This is a genomic window from Virgibacillus proomii (assembly GCF_900162615.1).
Taxonomy (GTDB): Bacteria; Bacillota; Bacilli; order Bacillales; family Amphibacillaceae; genus Virgibacillus; species Virgibacillus proomii.
Genome location: NZ_FUFN01000010.1, coordinates 2433519 through 2449788, shown reverse-complemented (window position 1 = coordinate 2449788; position 16270 = coordinate 2433519). Strand labels below are relative to the sequence as shown.

The following is a 16270-nucleotide window of genomic DNA, read 5'->3' as shown; positions in this document are numbered from 1 at the left end:
AAATCCCCCTGATGTTCGAATAACTTTGCATAGATTCATCATTAAGCGTACTGGACTCTGAGGATATGGTATTTAACTATGGTTATATACGGATTGATACTCAAAAGTACGGATAACTAATTCATCTTTAAGTAAGGAGCGTAGGATCATTTCTACCGGGTATTTAGCAAGTCAGGAAATACTTATCATAAAATTATTAAATTAGTGTCTCTATATAAACCTATAGTTTCAATTGGAATAAAATACCTCTCGGGAGCAAAATACTTAAAACTATATAAATACATATGTAATTGTTTTATAAATCATACTAACATCATGTAGTTTCTTGTCTAAAACCAGACTAAAAAGATGGGCCGACTTATAAATATTGGTTTCGAAATGTTTTTCCGATGGATTTTATTCAGTATATAAAAAAATAAGACTACAAGGAATATAATTCAATGGTTTAAATATATATGCAAGAATAAATCTGCGAACTCACATAACGTTTTTATGCAGTGGTTAGCATTTTTTAGTGCCGTAAAAAAACTGTTGTATTTATAAGCTCTTGAGGAAAACTATGGGAGAGATTAAATGAAAGAATAAAATAGATGCTTTCAAAAGTCGACCCAGAGACGGCGTTTGGAATAATTTTTTTCCGAAGGGGTATTATCAAGGTGATCGATTTGTTTATTTTACTGGTGTGGAAGTTAATGAAGTTTCTCTAATTTCTAATGGATGAAAAGTAACGAATATGCAGGGATGAAGTATCAAGGTTCGATTCATGGGATTAGAAAAATATTTGACTACGGATGGTTTCCGTACTCAAAGTATAAAATGCTCGAATACAACTTTGAGTTAGAATGCTTTGATAGAAATTTTCTTGAAAATGAAGATGTGATTCAGAAATAGAAATTCACCTTTCCATATTAAAATCAAATAGGTTCCTTGTTCTGAAAACTGTTATTTAGGTCATATTCGAAATCGTCTCTAGTAATACCTTTATGAAAGAGATGAATAACAAAATATTTATCCTATTGGATCGCCTTCTCAAAGTGAAAAATGTAGGTAAATTTTAGAATTTTTGAGTAGATCTTTAAAAATATTTGTTGTAGGGAAGACTTCTTTTTCTATAAGTTGTGTTATAGTGATTTAATTCCACAAGAAAAGGTCTTTCTTTTTTATTTATTCTTTTACATAAAAAGTTTTTGACGCTCTTCATCTATAGTGACACAATCCAATATTTATAAAAAGGCTCCAATGTCACACCACCCCTGACACTCTTTGATATAGTAACATTATATGAAACTTAGAAAGCAGGATCGATGTTGTGCATATCAACAACTTATCTGCTACATATGGTACAAGGAAAGCTGTTGATCGTATTAACTTTAGTGTAGAAACCTAAGAAAGGTCGTTGGGGTGGCTTGGGACGAATAGTAAAGGAGACTTCTCTCTAATTGATGCTTACTAGGTATTGAAAAACGATTTTTTCGAAGAACATTCAATACTTGGAAAATCACCAATTCAACATCTTCCTTTAAGAGGCGGTGTCCAATTTTTAAGAATCAAATTTTCAAAAAAAATAATGGTATGTGACGCGTTAGAACATTTGAAATTTCTTTATATGCATACGTTTTGTCTACACGTTTACATTTAGGCGGGAAGGGGGGAAGCAGTTGGTAAATTCTCTTTCAGGAAGCTAACGTCAACGCTTAGCAATTCTATATTGATTTTTAAAAGAGATTGGAGCTTATACTATGATTCATAAACTTGAGAAGAAAGACTACCAAAAGATACGGGCACTATTAACACCCGAACAAAAAAATGATCTGACTCTTAACGCGATTATTAACCTTACCAATAGAGGAACGATTTACGTAGATGATGTGGAACAACCTCGAACAGCATTGATAGATGTAACAGGGATATGCAGTATCTTTGTCGGGGATGTTTCCAATGAAAAATTTATCTATCATCTGCGAGAGTTTATTGAAAACCAATTGAAAATAGATATTTATGAATCCTGTGGGGGAACTTATTTTCTTGCGGTTATAACAGACGAAACGTGGGAAAAAGTACTGCAAGATGTTATTTCTCATAGAGATTTTGAAATAGATTATGAAATATACTACCAATTTAACGAAAGTCATTTCAATTCTTTGAAAAAAAGTTACAAATCCTTACCAGATGGATATACCATAAAAAAAATTGATTCTGAATTCATTAGTAACGACCCGGATGAAATAATATTTGATGTTTTAAGTGAATTTTGGTATTCGGTGGATGATTTTCTTCATCAGGGCTTTGGATACTGTGTTATGAAAGGAGATAGAATAATCAGTGCTTGTTTGTCCTGTTGCGTGAACGAAAAAGATCATGAAATAAGTGTGGAAACATATGATGAAGAAGAAATGAATAAAGGTCTGGCAACGTTGGTATGTACTGTGTATTTGGAGCATTGTATTGAAAATGGGATAACACCGCACTGGTCAACGCTTGCAACAAATGCCGAATCGAAACGATTAGGCAAAAAACTGGGGTTTGAGTTTGAGTCGAAGTGTAAGACGCTTGAGTTCGAGTTTTAAGGATGAATGGTAAAAGACAGTTTCATTGGAATCCAAATAACAATTTTATATGTTAAGCATTCTTATAGATAGTGAAACACATATAAATAAATGATGTCATCTACAAAACTATCTCCTTCATGGATGACCTCTCACACTTCCTTTCAGCATGTAAACAAATCCATGAAAGATTCTTTACATTTCTATGGAAGCAGATATCACTCAGATCGAAATGGCTATCCTAAGAATTGTAGTAGGGATGCAGGTGGTAGACCATTAATTTAATTCTGCTATTCGGTTTCAGAATAAGATGCCATGATTGATAAGCCCTTTGCCATAAAAGCCTTAGCGATATTATATATATGACAAACCTTGGAAAGATACTCCTTATTCGCTATTTTATAAGAATTAAATAGATCGATTTAAAAACATCTAAGCAGATTGTGCTATTCATCTTTCTATACAAGGTCACGAATTCAATTATCAACAATTAAGTTACTGATATTATATAGGAGTGATAGGAATGCCAAATATTCATTTTCGAAGAATTAATGCTAAAACCGTTCTTGAGATATGTAATCTGAGTGATACACTTTCTCCTATTCAACGGACAATGGTTGCAGATAATGCCATATCTATAGCTCAAGCTTATTTCTCTGAGAATGCATGGTTTCGAGGGATCTATGCCGATGAGGATGCGATCGGTTTTATTATGTTACATCAGGGATCGGATTATGATGATGAGATAGACGTCCACGGAGTCTATTTATGGCGTTTTATGGTTGCGAGTCCCTATCAAGGAAAAGGATATGGAAAACAAGCTATTAAAGTACTTATGAAACACTTGAAAGGGCAAGGGATTAATGAAGTGATAACGAGTTGTGAGGATAGAGAGGGAAGCCCTATGGGTTTTTACACTCGATTAGGGTTTACACCTAATGGAGAAACTTTTGGAGATGAGATCGGGTTAACACTCCATTTTTAATGTATCCATTACTCGATTTGACATTGGGTTATATCGATCAACGTATTTATCCTAAATATAGCATTAAATGTTTCCATAAATGTAGAGCAGACTCGTATAGAAATATTTGTTCGAATAAATAGTGCTTATTTGTCCTACTACACCAATGAAAAAGACCATAAGATTAATGTAAAAACATACGATGAAGAAGAGAGGCATAAAGGATTGCAACATTAGCATATGCAATGAAATTGGAGTCAGATTATAGGGAGGAAAAAGAAATGAGCAAACCTGAAATGAATGTAGCATTAGTATGCGGACCTGATTGTGATAGGGACACACAAGCAATACGTGCTACGCTTGATATTTTGGTGTGAGAGTATTTACTTATTGGATTGGTAGACCGAATGATTTCACTGATATCTTATCTGGTAAAGACCTATATCCTGATACTGACATGATTGTTCTTAATTTCCATGGTGATGAAGGGGAATTCATCATGCCAGAACTCGATGAAAGTGTTTATGAAGCAGGAGAGACACAGGGAAATTTTGGTCCAGAAGAGATTGCAAGCTCAGCGAGTTTGGATGGGAAAATTGTCATTGGTAATGGTTGCACACTAGGTGATCCCGTGTTGGCGAAAGCTTTTCTGAATTGCGGGTGTCAAACCTATATTGGACCAGATGATTATCCAGATGGAAATGCTGCACTTATGTTTGTTCTTTGCCTTTTCTATGAAGTTATTCAAAATGAGAGAGGCGTAAATGAGGCTTTTCAAATAGTCAAAACAATGGACGAAGAAATGTTAATGTATCAAATTTATGAGAATTATCAATAATTCAAAGAATTATTTTGTATCCCCTGAGGTTGTCAAGACTTTCTCGATAATCTCAGGAGATAGGAATAAAATACTAAAAAAATTAAAGATATCCTTTTTGAACGTAAGTCCTAAATTATATAAAGTTAATAAAGTTCAGTTTTTTGAAGTTACAGAACTCCCATACTGCTACGATTCTTGCCTTCAGGTATAGAGGGAAGTTTTTTTTATATTTATTAATACAATCCTGAAAATGATACTCAAACACAAAAACTATATTAAAACTTTAAATAACTCAAGATATTTGATGAACCTATCTGAGTGTAATACTGAGTTAACAAACAATATCAAGTAGTTATGGGGAGTGATAAAAAATGAGTATAAATTTAAAAGCAAGAATAATGAACGCAACAGACCTTGAAGAGTGTTCAGGCTTAATGTTAAAGGTTTTTAAGCGTTCCCCATGGTTTGATAAATGGAACTCTGTTCAGCACGTACAAAAATATCTTAAAGAATTTCTAAATAATCCTGTTTTTATTGGGTTTGTAATTGAACAGAATAATAAAATTATTGGAGCATGTTTTGGCCATACAAAGAGTTGGTATGAAGGCGAAGAATACTATATTGATGAATATTTTGTTGATTCCACCTTACAACATAGCGGTATTGGTTCAAAGCTTTTAGATTATATTAAAAAATATCTGGTCTCTAAGAATATTCATTGTATTGTGCTACTTACAGAAAAGAATCTTCCCGCTGAGAAGTTTTATAAAAAACATGGATTTGAAGTAAAAAGTGATAACATTTTTATGTACCATGTTTTTTAACACACGTATTGATTACCCCTAATTAGGAAAGCTTATCCTGCATTTATAGTGTTTATACAAAAGATGGTGGGCTCGGTCTACTAGTTTTATGCCAAACTATCTTTTAAGCTGATGATGTCGGAAGGATATGAGATAAAGCAAGCGAGAGAAAATGATCGCTTACAGGTGAACATTATCGTCGCTCAATGGATTTGATGTATATCTTTTTTCCATGTGAAAACGGTTGATGAAAAATGGATGGATTAAGAAATTTTCTTTGCTTGTCACCAAAAAAAGACAAAGTGAATCTCTCTAATCAGCCATTTTGACATAGAGGCTAATATCAAGCATAAGTATTCAATTCACAAGAAACCTTTTAAATTTAAGGTGATTCCTAGTGAATTTAAAGACAAGAAAAAGCCGGGATCATCTCGGTTTCACTAGCAGAATAATTGGAAAATGGGAAGTTTAATCGTGATTAATTAGAGAAAAAATTAGCGTTGGCCCTTAATCAACAAATTAACTCCATAATAATGTAAAATACTAAAACCATTCCTTATCTTGTAATAAGAAGGAATGGTTTCATATATATTCATCTTTATAAAGAATGAACTACTTCTGAAATGTCTTTTTCTTTTATTTGTTTTATTGGTCTAACAGTTGCCAGAATTGTAACAGTTAAAGTGATCATCAGGATAAAAACAACTTGCATTAACGGGAATTCCCAAGTTAATCGCAGCGATGAGAGCAGTTGAGTAATCAACACTTTTTGTAAAGCTACGCCGAAAATACAGCCGATGCTACTACCTATTAGGCTGTAGGTTGCCGCTTCTGCCAGCACCATTTTTTGAAGTTGAGCATTTGACATCCTAATGGCTCTCATAAGCCCAAAATATCTTATTTTCGAAACCACGCTTGTATGCAATGTATTAATGATATTCAATACGCTAATCAAGGCGATCACGGCTACAAAGCCGTACACAAAGATTGCCATCGTTAGAAAGGTTTGATCGATTTCTGCATTCCGTTGGCGAGCGTCTAAGAACGTAATAGAAGGGTTAAGCATTGCCTTTATTTCATTTACGGTTTGTTCTTCGTGCTTATTAGCGAGTTGAATATCTATATCTGTAAATGTAGATTTACCGTTTAGTTTCATGAATAACTTTTCTGTTGTAATAAAAGTAGCTAAATGTTCCTCTTTAGGTATTTTAAAAGGAACGTGACGCAGCAAGGCCATAACCGATAGTTGCTTTGTGCCATCATCGGTTTGAATATAAATCTTATCGCCTAACTGGAGTTGGGTTCCGTTAGTTGATTGGCTTTTATCGACAATCGCGACCACTCCATTTTGCGCATTCAGTTCACTTTCGAAAGTTCGCCTGCAATCAAATCTTGTTTAGCCCACTGTAACTGGCTTTTGTCATAGGAGATAAGCAACGAACTTTGAGGTGGGATGAATAAACCGTTATTTTCCACTTCTATTTGTCGCATTCTTTTTTTATAGTCATCAGTTAACCGATTAGCATCAAAAGTTGCATCTACTTTTCCGTACATCCTTCCATAAACCTTTTCAGCACCTTCTATATTCGACAGTTTTTTATATAGACTCTCACTCATACCATGCTTAGATGTAAGAGAAATATCAGGTGTATATGGCTTTGTCGTTTTTAAAGCACTATACATAAAGTCAATAAACACTTGAAATCCCAAAAACATGATAATGCTTATAGCAATCGAAGACGACATTAATACAAGCGTTTTCTTTTTGGTGAGAGCATTAGTGATTCCTATTGCTTTCTCTATACGAAATATCTTTGTCAATGAGCCTCGTTTTGTAGTCTTTTTCACTTTTATCTCGCTGCTTCCAGTGACTGCATTTACAGGAGAAACTTGTGCCGCTTTTCTAGCTGGCAATAAAGAAGCGATATATACGGTAAGAAACCCGATAATAATGCCTGCTCCTATACCTGTTATACTTACTGAAAACAAAGGAATTTCGCTAAAAATCTTTTGGTTGTAGTACTTCAAGATAACGGAACAAATAAAGGTTAATAGCATTCCTGATACGACACCGATAGGAATGGCTTTCAACGTTATCATAATGCCTTCCCGCTTTACTAACTTTTTAATCTGCTTTTGTGATGCCCCGACACATCTTAACAGTCCGAACCGATGTACCCTGTCCATGACCGAGATATTAAACATGTTGTAAATCATGAGTACACCAGCAACAAGAACGATACTGAACAAAACAGCACCTGTAGCATAAAGCCCGGTCACCGATCTCCCTTTGCCTTGTCCTATGACCGCCAGCAACCGATTATTAAGACCGATTCGGTCGTGCGTAATATTCAAGTTGCTTTTAATATCTTCCACCGCTTCATGTACATTTACTTTTTCCTTAAATTCCACTAGGAAGAGGTTGCCCATTTGTCCAGCCATCGTCTTGGCTTCGTCGACAGATAAATATACGGCAGGTGTCCCTGAAGCCTTTGTCCCGCTTTTGTCATTAGATATACCACTGATCGTATATTTCTTTTGCGTTTGATCAGGTAGAGTAAGCTGGATTTCATCATTTACATGGACATTCATACTCTCCGCAGCCCATTGTTCAATCATCATTTCACCCGGTTTTGTCGGAAACTTTCCTTTGATGAGATGGATAGTTATATTTTCAGCAAAGGATTGATCAATTGCTCCAAGCCGGATTTTCATCCCGTTTATTTTGCTGTCATTAAGAGCAATCCACCTTCCTGAATTCTCTACATCGATTCGGCTGCTAATTGCTTTTCTTTCTTTATTGGAAGCATTATTAACAAGAAGATGATAGTTTCCTTTATCATTAATAATTTGTGCTTTTTCGAATTTCAAGAAGACATCAAGCATAGAAAAAATGCCGGTTATCAATGCAACGGAAATGGCGATACCGGCAATAGCCAGCCTTGTTTTCTTCCGATTAGCCGATAAATATTTAGAAACGAGGGACAGGTAGTTCTTCATTACCCTGGCCCCCAAGCTCTGTCACAATACCATCTTCTACATTCAATACCCTGTCCGCAAAAGATGCAAAGTTAGAGTCATGTGTAATCATAATTAATGTTTGAGCGTATCGCTCAACAGACAGCCTCAACAAATTCAACACTTCTTCGCTATTCTTGCTGTCAAGGTTTCCTGTAGGCTCATCCGCTAAAATGATCGCAGGCTTAGTAGCGAGCGCTCTTCCGATAGCCGCACGCTGCTGCTGGCCTCCTGATAGTTGGTTAGGAAGATGATGTTTTCTCTCTGCCAGTCCCAGTACATGAAGCAACTCCTCAATATACGGCTGGTCTGGCTGTTTATGATCAAGTAAAAGCGGCAATGTCATATTTTCCTCTACATTCAATTCGGGAATCAAATTGAATGCTTGAAAAATAAAGCCGATTTGGCGTCTGCGAAAGATCGCCAGTTCCTCCTCCTTCATAGCAAAGATATTTCGCCCATCTATATATACCTCGCCTGAAGTAGGAATATCCAGTGCTCCAAGCAGATTAAGAAGAGTGCTTTTACCAGAACCCGATGGCCCAACGATAGACACGAATTCACCTTTGGAAATGGAAAAGTTGGCACTTTTTAAGGCTTCTACTTTTGTCGCTTCTTTTCCATATGTTTTCACAAGATTAACCGCTTTAAGAATCTCCATTTTTAAACCCCATTTCTATTATTCCTATGTTCATGCACGAACAAATTCAGAATAACCCCCTTACCTTACCCTGCAATGAATTTTAGCTTACAGTTTTGTAAGTTTAGGGAGGTGAACGGTAAATAATGTGCCTTTTCCAATTGAACTTTCGACCGAAATAAAACCGTCATGCATGTCTATAATTGTTTTAGCTAAGGTTAACCCTATACCAATACCTTGCTGATCTTGAGAAAGTTGACTGCGATAAAAGGGATTAAAAATATAATTAAGGTCATTAGGATGAATGCCTTCACCGTTATCATAAACAGCTATTTTTACCAATACCGGAGTTTCTTCAAGATGAACCTCGATACGATCGCCTACCTTTGTATGGTCTATCGCGTTTTTTATCAAATTACTTATAGCCTCAAGCAACCATTCTTGATCGTACCAATAGGCTACTGTTTTGTCAGCTTTTATATCCAAGCTTTTTTGTTCACGCACTAATCTCGTTTCAAAGCTTGTAGTAATTTGTTTGATCAACTCATTCAATTCACAGTGACTTTTACGCAGCTTAATAATCCCTGCATCTAATTTAGCGAGCTTTAAGAGGTTGGCGATTAAGGTTTCCATGCGTTCAAGCTCATCTTCACTTTTCTTCAAGAAGTTTGTAATTACATCATTTTCTAAACGTTCGTTTCTCATAATTTCATTGTAGATCGCCAATGCGGATAAGGGAGTTTTCAACTGGTGGGAAATATTTGTTAAAAGATCTTTAAGAAACAATCTGTTATGTTTTTCCTTTTCAATAAGTGCATGTAAAGATGCTGTCACTGTATTAATAGCTGCAGCGAGTTTAGGCAGGCTACCTTCTTCATTATCATCAAGCTTAGTCGAAACAGCTCCACTCATGATTTGGTAAACATTCTCTTGATACTGATCTATTTTTTGGTAATGCCTTTTGAAAAATAAAAAGGCAACTGCAAAAAGACAAAGACTTGTCCCAATCCAGATGCTTGTCTCCACTGCTGCATCCATTTGATAGATCGAATTCACTACAGGCATAAAACGTATTTGCATATCATTTTTATATCCATATGATTTAAGTAAAGATTGACCTGCATGAAGGTCGTCTTTCGTTTTATCAGAAGTGAATACAGCTGGAATTTCTTCAGACAAGTTTGGGTAATGGTTGACCAGATATCCGGCAAGTTCATAATCATGCTTCATTATTTCCCGCTTTAGTTGAATGGCGTTTGCATAGGAAAAAAATTGCATAAGTATAGCACCGATTAATAAGATGAATGTCCCTTTCAAAAAGAAATGCTTTGCCTCTTTATTCATCCATATATTCATGATAAATCCCCTTGTTTTGTAGACCATTTATACCCTAAACCTCTGATTGTCGTTAAAAAGGAAGGCTTCCTTGGGTCGTCTTCTATTTTGTCACGCAGCCTACTTATATAAACAGCCAACGTATTGTCATCAATAAAGCTTTCACGATTGTCCCATAACTTTTGCATGATTTGTTCTTTTGATAAAACATAATTCGGATGTTGCATAAACAAACAGAGAAGCCTGTATTCAACTGCAGTAAGATCTAAATCCACTCCATTTTTTAAAGCTCTCCCTTCTAAAAGCCTCACAATTATTCCATTGGAGTTTAATTCTGCCGATTGCTCATTGACATAGCCTGACCGTCGCCAAGTAGCATTCATTCTAGAAATAAGCTCATTTAATTTTAAAGGCTTTGTCATATAGTCATCTCCGCCAATATCTAGTCCCATCACAACATTCGCCTCTTCATCAGAAGCGGTAAGGAAAATAATCGGAACTTCAGATGTTTGTCTAACGGTTTTACATAGATCAAAGCCACTGCCGTCGGGAAGCATTAAGTCAAGCAGTATAAGATGAAACTCGAATCGATGAAAATAATCATTTGCTTCCTTTACTGTCCTGGCAACCGCTACATTAAATCCTTGCTTTAACAGAAAAAATTTCAATCCTTCAATCAGGCTTAAGTCATCTTCTACTAACAATATTTTTTTCATCAGTGCTCATTCATCTCCCACATTTCATCAAATATCCATTGATCATTTTTTATGATAACAGTGGATGGCTTTCTTTTTCAAACTAACCTTGCTTATCTATTTGCCGGATGATCTTAGCTTCTTTATTTTATCCCAATCTAAAGGTGCCGTAAGACTCCTGATTCAAGAGTTTTAGAGAATGGGAAGAATTTTTAAGTAGGAGATAACGGCGCCTAAACCCCCGATTCGTTGAACTAACATTCACGGGAAATGCACTCTTTGAATGAAGATCTTTGTCAGAAAGCTCTCCAGTTGTACAACACTAACCAAGCGCTTTTAGCTTTTGTTCTATAAATATGGTAAACATCCTTTTGTTTTCCCGCAACTAGAGACAACACTATCAGGACGTTTTCCTTTGTGGCGAAGAACTTGATTATTCAACCTGACGACTAGGTAAGCTTCCATTTTTAAATTAATGGGCTAGCTCTCGAGACCTTTGACCAATACGTGCACAACATAATCTATGTTTATTATAGCTCTCCCTGAGCATGTTCGAATGGATAGGACCCTTGTTATGAAATTCTCTAGAGGGTGTAGATGGTGAGCGTTTTAGTTTTTCTGCAATTGTACAAATAGACTTTTTTTGATCATACAACGTTTCTATACGTGCCGTTTCAAATGTGGTAACGATGGTTAGTTCATAATAGTACTTGCTTGTTTTTATTCGATTTAAATTGATTTTTTTATTTTTTATAGGTAAGGTTAACAGATTTTTAACATAGTCTTATTACTTTTTATACGAGTTTAACAGCCGAGCTACCTCATGTGCATTTTCAATTGCTTCTTCCAACGAATGAGTAAGCCGATCTGTCACAGTGATAATATCTTCATGCTCATCGGGCGTATTAAGTACTTCTTTGACATCTAGCACTTTGGACTGGTCCGCTTGATTTAGTAGTCGAAGAATTGAGTTCATTGAATAGTGAGCAGATCGTAAAGTGCGAATAATCTTCATTCTATTGATTTCATTCATTGTATAGGCTCGATATCCATTTGCAAGTCGAGGAACAATGAGTAAACCGTTTCTTTCCCAGTTTCGTACTACTTCAGATGTTACTTCCAATTCTTTAGCGACTTCTTTTCTAGAGTATGTAAGAGTTGATAAGGATTTTTTGCCGCTTAGTAATTGTTCAACAAGTCCAATGGCTTCCAAAGCTCTTGCATACTGTTTCTCTAAATGCAATAAATAATCTTGTGAAAGCTGATAAGCTAATTTAAAATCCTCTTTGCCACTAGCTCTAACAATGGCTCGCACTTTTGATCGAATATTACCTTGAACAATTTCACAGCGAAAAGCAATTCTTGCTACTTGCAGTTGAAACAAATGCAACTCTGAAAATATCCTATAACCATTAGAAGCTCGAGGCACGGGGGAAATATAACCCCATTTCTCATAAATACGAACAGTATTTGGATGTACATTCACTAACTTGGCGATTTCGGTTGTTAAATACATCGAGCAATCCTCTACTTCCACTTAAAGAATTTTTTGCTAATAATAACCCTACTATAATGAAGAGGCTTAGTGCAATGATAGCAATAAATGCGCTACTAATAGGTTCTCCCATCGATATTTGCTTCATTAAATGAATTCCTTGTACGAGAGGTAAGAAATCTATGATTCGTTAAGCAAACGTTGGCATGATTTCATATGGAATAGTTGCTCCAGAAAACAGCAACATAGAGAATAGCTAGTAGAATCCAAGAGATTAGCAGATTTTTGATTAAGTACAACATTCCCAATAAAATATACCGATACTGTATATGAAAGCTAGTACAAAGAAATAGGATAGAGGGAAAAGACCCCAGGACATTTCGTAATGAAATAGCAATGTATAAACGATCGTAACACCAACTAGTGAAACAATCGCCGCTGTAAGTTGAATAATACTTTGTACAAATCAAATGTGTAATGGTAATGGGAGTTACTATGAATCGTTTAAGAATACCGCGATGGGGGTAATCAGCAATCGTTAATGGCACCCCCATATACCTGTAGCTAAAATCCCGATGGTAGCGACAGCGAGGTAAGTGGTTTCAAACAGTGATGTGCCATTGTTAGCTGAGTTGTTACTCAATAGATAGCCAAAGAGAACAGATAGTATAATTGGAAAAGTATGCCGAAAATTAGAATATCTATGCCTTTCCATACAAGCTTTCCCTCGATTTTTAACAATGTCCAGAACAAACTCATATCCACTCCTCCTCTCCAGCATATCGTAAATAAGCAGCTTCTAAATTGTTTTGACCACTTTTCTCGATTATTTCCTATATAGTACCTTTCACTACTGTTTCTCCATTTTTTAAAATTAGCAGTCGGTCACACAAGGCTTCCACTTCGCCCATATAATGTGAAGTTAATACAATCGCTAATCCTTTTTCTTTTATCAAAAATAGTTGCTTCCACAGCATTTTACGTGCTTTAGTATCAAGACCTGTCGTTAGTTCGTCTAAAAAAGACGAGCTTGGGTTAGGTAGCAGTGCTAATAAAATAGCAAGCCGTTGTTTCTCTCTTCCAGATAAGGATTTAATTAATTGCTTTATTTTGTCTTGTAGACCAAATGTCGTTAGTAAAGGCTCTACAGCTTGAGTTGTTTTGTATAGGGCTTGCCATTGAATGCAAGCTTCCTCGACCGTCATTTTATCGGGGAAATTTGTATTGAACACCTACTTCCTCAAATGTTTTTTTTCGCTCCGTAATAGGTGATTTTTCTAATATTAGAAGTTCTTCACTCGCACTTTTTTCAACACCTAAGATGGCTTTGATGCTAGTGGATTTCCAGATCCATTTGCTCCTAGTAAGCTAAATGCCTCTATTTGTTTGATTGAGAATGTTAAATCTTTTACTGTGCTTGTTCCTGTAGGTGACAGTAAGATTTTTGACAGATAAAATCATAGGTTCACCATCTTTCAACGTGATAGATTCCTACTATAACAAACAAACAGAAGAGTGGTGTAATATTGGAACCTTAGAATATTAAGCTTAAAAACTCTCTAATATTACACCAACCTTATTATTCTATTGATAAAATAAAATGAACGGAAAGTGGGCGGAAATAATGCATCAGTATATCATTTGTTTATAATATCTAATATTGTGTATTTAGCATGATGGTAGACAATGACAAAACCTTTAAATTTCTACATTAAATCGATTTTTGTCCGATATTATAAAAAAGGAATAATATCATTAATTCGAAGGGGGTATTATGTACATGCATACATCTTTTTTATCAGCAAATCTAGTAGTTAAAGCTGCTAATCACAATCATATAATCACACGACCTTTAATAAAAACAAGTGTACAAGACAATGCGAAAAGTAAAGATACAGTTACGATTAGCAATTATGCGTTACAAGCTTTTAATAATAGTATGACAAAATCGAACAATTTAATAATCGATCACTTACAGAAGCAAAAACAAGCTTTAGATGAAAAGCGTATTAATTTTATAAGTAATTCCTTGGATAAAGGAATGAGTGCAGGAGTTATACACTCTCAACTTGAAGATATTGATAAACAAATTCAAGAATTAGAAGAACAAATATGGAGTCTTCAGCTTGAGGATCAGCGAAAAGCATTAGGTATGGTGAATAAAGAAAGTAAAAAAGAAAAGCAGAAAAGTAAAGAACAACAAAGTGAAATCAACTCAATTACGGTGCCTGAAGAGGAAACTTTCTTTTCTTCCCCTACGATGAGAGCCATTTTGCACGCCAGCCATATGACAACCCATTTTACTAGTTTGAAAAATGCGCAAATAACTTTAAGAAGAGAAGCGAAAGGGTGGGAACATACTGATTCTATACGCTCTGCCGTATTAAAAAGAAAGGCTGAAGGTTTAAATGCAAAAATGTTAAAGATGTCTAGTGAAATAAATAACGACATATCAATTGCTATTAAGAAGGATAAAGAGGTAAGCATCAATACTTTAGATAATGTTAATAACAGAACAGAGAAAACGGAAAATGGTAAGGCACAAAAGGAATCTAAAAGTGCTGAAGATAACTCTACTATTTCAATTCAAGATGGGAAACAAGAAGACAGTAAAAATATGAAACTTTAACATTCTAACATCCTTCTATACTATTTCAATCGAAAAAAGTTTAAAAAAGAATGGATGGCTTAGTTCAAAATAAAGAAAAATCGCCACATAGGACAAAACATAAGTAGACTATAAGAGCTACTATGGGTTTTATATAACCATATATTTTAGCTTTGCACTTAATATTAAAATCCGTTTATTAAAAATGGATTGTCTTTTATAAAAAGTAGAAGGTTATTGGCTAGTAGATGATCAAACTAAGGTGAAGTACAAATCTCACAAGGTCAAGAAATCTAAATGTTTTTGTAGCAAGAGAAGATATTACTGTTAACCTAGTTATAAAGTAAATCTTATTGCAATGATATGGCACTTCTACATGTTTAAAAGTTACTGGCCCATACAGTCGGAAATGACATTTGAGCTTTATTTCGATTTCATTCGTCTATAATCAGGCACTTTAATTGAATAAGGGTAACTGAAAAGATCAACCTTATTTATAAATAATAGTTCAATTGAATATAAGTAATAGCGTGTGTGATCAATTATTTTTCGAAATGTGATCTTTCATTTTGTCGTTTATCGAAGGTTTGTAGTATCTATTTGAATCAAACATTATGTTCAAGCAAAATAGGTGCCTATCTTTACTTTAATTTTAAATGAAGTATTGATAAGGAAAGAACTATCCTCTCTAATTCAGTTATAATTGAAAAACTATTATTTATATAACGTTGCATTTTTGTTACCTTTATTTACATCAATCGTATTAAAAACTCTGTAGCTTATCGTCATGGTGGAGCAACCTATGGTGATTATCATTTATTATCAAAGAATATTGACTTTTTTTAGATCATCCTCTAACATGTTAGGTATCTAATATATCAGAGGGGTGATCCGGTTGGGACTTTATGAACAAGTGAAACAAATTAATGAATCTGATTATGCCATTAATCGTCTCATTTACAAACACTATAAAAAATATTTAGCTAGTAATATTACTACGCAACAAGCTGTTCTGTTAGATATTGTTTATTATGCTAAAAAAATCAATGTAGGTGAGATTGCTTTAGAAATGAACATTAGTTCTAGTGCTGTCAGTCAGCTTATTGCTAAGATGGAGAAAAAACAGTTCATTCATCGTTCGATTAACCCTGAAAATCGTCGTGAAATTTTTATCACATTAGGTAGTAAAGGGTGGGAGTATTTTAAGAAACAAGAGCATGTTGAGCGAGCTGTCGCTGACCGTTTATTTTCTAAATTGACTTTCTCAGAACTTAATGAACTGGAACGAATTACAAAGAAACTAAAAAAGATTGCTTTAAAAGAGTTCGTGTGAATCCTTTACATGA

The 16270-nt window shown here is 34.9% G+C and carries 13 protein-coding genes and 1 pseudogene; 6 read left to right on the top strand and 8 right to left on the bottom strand.

The features are described from left to right. Positions 1–1739 precede the first annotated feature (1739 nt). From BN1066_RS18885 to BN1066_RS18870, 4 genes and pseudogenes are all read left to right on the top strand, one after another. Entirely contained in the window at positions 1740–2567 is an 828-nt protein-coding gene (locus BN1066_RS18885) for a GNAT family N-acetyltransferase (protein ID WP_077321272.1), read from the top strand. A gap of 502 nt (positions 2568–3069) precedes the next feature. Beyond that, entirely contained in the window at positions 3070–3531 is a 462-nt protein-coding gene (locus BN1066_RS18880; RefSeq protein ID WP_077321271.1) for a GNAT family N-acetyltransferase, read from the top strand. Between the two features lie 260 nt (positions 3532–3791). After that, positions 3792–4348, top strand: a pseudogene (locus BN1066_RS18875) (delta-aminolevulinic acid dehydratase). 353 nt (positions 4349–4701) lie between these two features. Next, positions 4702–5154, top strand: a complete 453-nt coding sequence (locus BN1066_RS18870; RefSeq protein ID WP_077321270.1) for a GNAT family N-acetyltransferase — start codon at positions 4702–4704, stop codon at positions 5152–5154. A 577-nt stretch (positions 5155–5731) separates the two neighbouring features. Here the strand turns inward: BN1066_RS18870 and BN1066_RS20475 are convergent. The 8 genes from BN1066_RS20475 to BN1066_RS20950 all read right to left on the bottom strand — a co-directional run bounded on the left by BN1066_RS20475 (position 5732) and on the right by BN1066_RS20950 (position 13548). Then, positions 5732–6475: an ABC transporter permease gene (locus BN1066_RS20475; protein ID WP_218668083.1), complete on the bottom strand. Its 744-nt coding sequence runs from the start codon at positions 6473–6475 to the stop codon at positions 5732–5734. A gap of 14 nt (positions 6476–6489) precedes the next feature. Further along, the gene (locus tag BN1066_RS18865) at positions 6490–8133 is read right to left on the bottom strand and encodes an ABC transporter permease (protein ID WP_218668082.1); all 1644 of its coding nucleotides are present in this window, start codon (positions 8131–8133) and stop codon (positions 6490–6492) included. After that, positions 8105–8812 (bottom strand): ABC transporter ATP-binding protein, encoded by a 708-nt coding sequence (locus BN1066_RS18860; RefSeq protein WP_077321269.1) that lies wholly within the window; start codon positions 8810–8812, stop codon positions 8105–8107. Before BN1066_RS18860 ends, BN1066_RS18865 begins: the two co-directional genes overlap by 29 nt. An 87-nt stretch (positions 8813–8899) precedes the next feature. Beyond that, positions 8900–10147, bottom strand: a complete 1248-nt coding sequence (locus BN1066_RS18855; protein ID WP_179104436.1) for a sensor histidine kinase — start codon at positions 10145–10147, stop codon at positions 8900–8902. Next, a complete protein-coding gene (locus tag BN1066_RS18850) occupies positions 10144–10842 on the bottom strand; it encodes a response regulator transcription factor (protein ID WP_077321267.1) in 699 nt (232 codons plus the stop codon). The genes BN1066_RS18855 and BN1066_RS18850 overlap by 4 nt, the downstream gene beginning before the upstream one ends. 451 nt (positions 10843–11293) lie before the next feature. Then, complete coding sequence (locus BN1066_RS21370) at positions 11294–11485, bottom strand: helix-turn-helix domain-containing protein (protein ID WP_425445302.1); 192 nt, start codon at positions 11483–11485, stop codon at positions 11294–11296. A gap of 123 nt (positions 11486–11608) precedes the next feature. After that, entirely contained in the window at positions 11609–12337 is a 729-nt protein-coding gene (locus tag BN1066_RS18840; RefSeq protein WP_077321265.1) for a MerR family transcriptional regulator, read from the bottom strand. A gap of 812 nt (positions 12338–13149) precedes the next feature. Continuing rightward, entirely contained in the window at positions 13150–13548 is a 399-nt protein-coding gene (locus tag BN1066_RS20950; RefSeq protein WP_245799827.1) for an ATP-binding cassette domain-containing protein, read from the bottom strand. 548 nt (positions 13549–14096) lie between these two features. On the opposite strand from BN1066_RS20950, the gene BN1066_RS18825 reads away from it, so the two are divergent. Together BN1066_RS18825 and BN1066_RS18820 are read left to right on the top strand one after the other, a co-directional pair. After that, a complete protein-coding gene (locus tag BN1066_RS18825) occupies positions 14097–14945 on the top strand; it encodes a hypothetical protein (RefSeq protein WP_077321264.1) in 849 nt (282 codons plus the stop codon). 874 nt (positions 14946–15819) lie between these two features. Next, the gene (locus BN1066_RS18820; RefSeq protein WP_077321262.1) at positions 15820–16257 is read left to right on the top strand and encodes a MarR family winged helix-turn-helix transcriptional regulator; all 438 of its coding nucleotides are present in this window, start codon (positions 15820–15822) and stop codon (positions 16255–16257) included. The last annotated feature ends 13 nt before the right edge of the window (positions 16258–16270 follow it).

Excerpts from the sequence above, each read along its gene's own strand:
- BN1066_RS18860 (WP_077321269.1), bottom strand. The coding sequence starts at position 8,812 with ATGGAGATTCTTAAAGCGGTTAATCTTGTGAAAACATATGGAAAAGAA.
- BN1066_RS18880 (WP_077321271.1), top strand. The coding sequence starts at position 3,070 with ATGCCAAATATTCATTTTCGAAGAATTAATGCTAAAACCGTTCTTGAG.
- BN1066_RS18855 (WP_179104436.1), bottom strand. The coding sequence starts at position 10,147 with ATGAATATATGGATGAATAAAGAGGCAAAGCATTTCTTTTTGAAAGGG.
- BN1066_RS18885 (WP_077321272.1), top strand. The coding sequence starts at position 1,740 with ATGATTCATAAACTTGAGAAGAAAGACTACCAAAAGATACGGGCACTA.
- BN1066_RS18850 (WP_077321267.1), bottom strand. The coding sequence starts at position 10,842 with ATGAAAAAAATATTGTTAGTAGAAGATGACTTAAGCCTGATTGAAGGA.
- BN1066_RS18865 (WP_218668082.1), bottom strand. The coding sequence starts at position 8,133 with ATGAAGAACTACCTGTCCCTCGTTTCTAAATATTTATCGGCTAATCGG.
- BN1066_RS18870 (WP_077321270.1), top strand. The coding sequence starts at position 4,702 with ATGAGTATAAATTTAAAAGCAAGAATAATGAACGCAACAGACCTTGAA.
- BN1066_RS18825 (WP_077321264.1), top strand. The coding sequence starts at position 14,097 with ATGCATACATCTTTTTTATCAGCAAATCTAGTAGTTAAAGCTGCTAAT.
- BN1066_RS18840 (WP_077321265.1), bottom strand. The coding sequence starts at position 12,337 with ATGTATTTAACAACCGAAATCGCCAAGTTAGTGAATGTACATCCAAAT.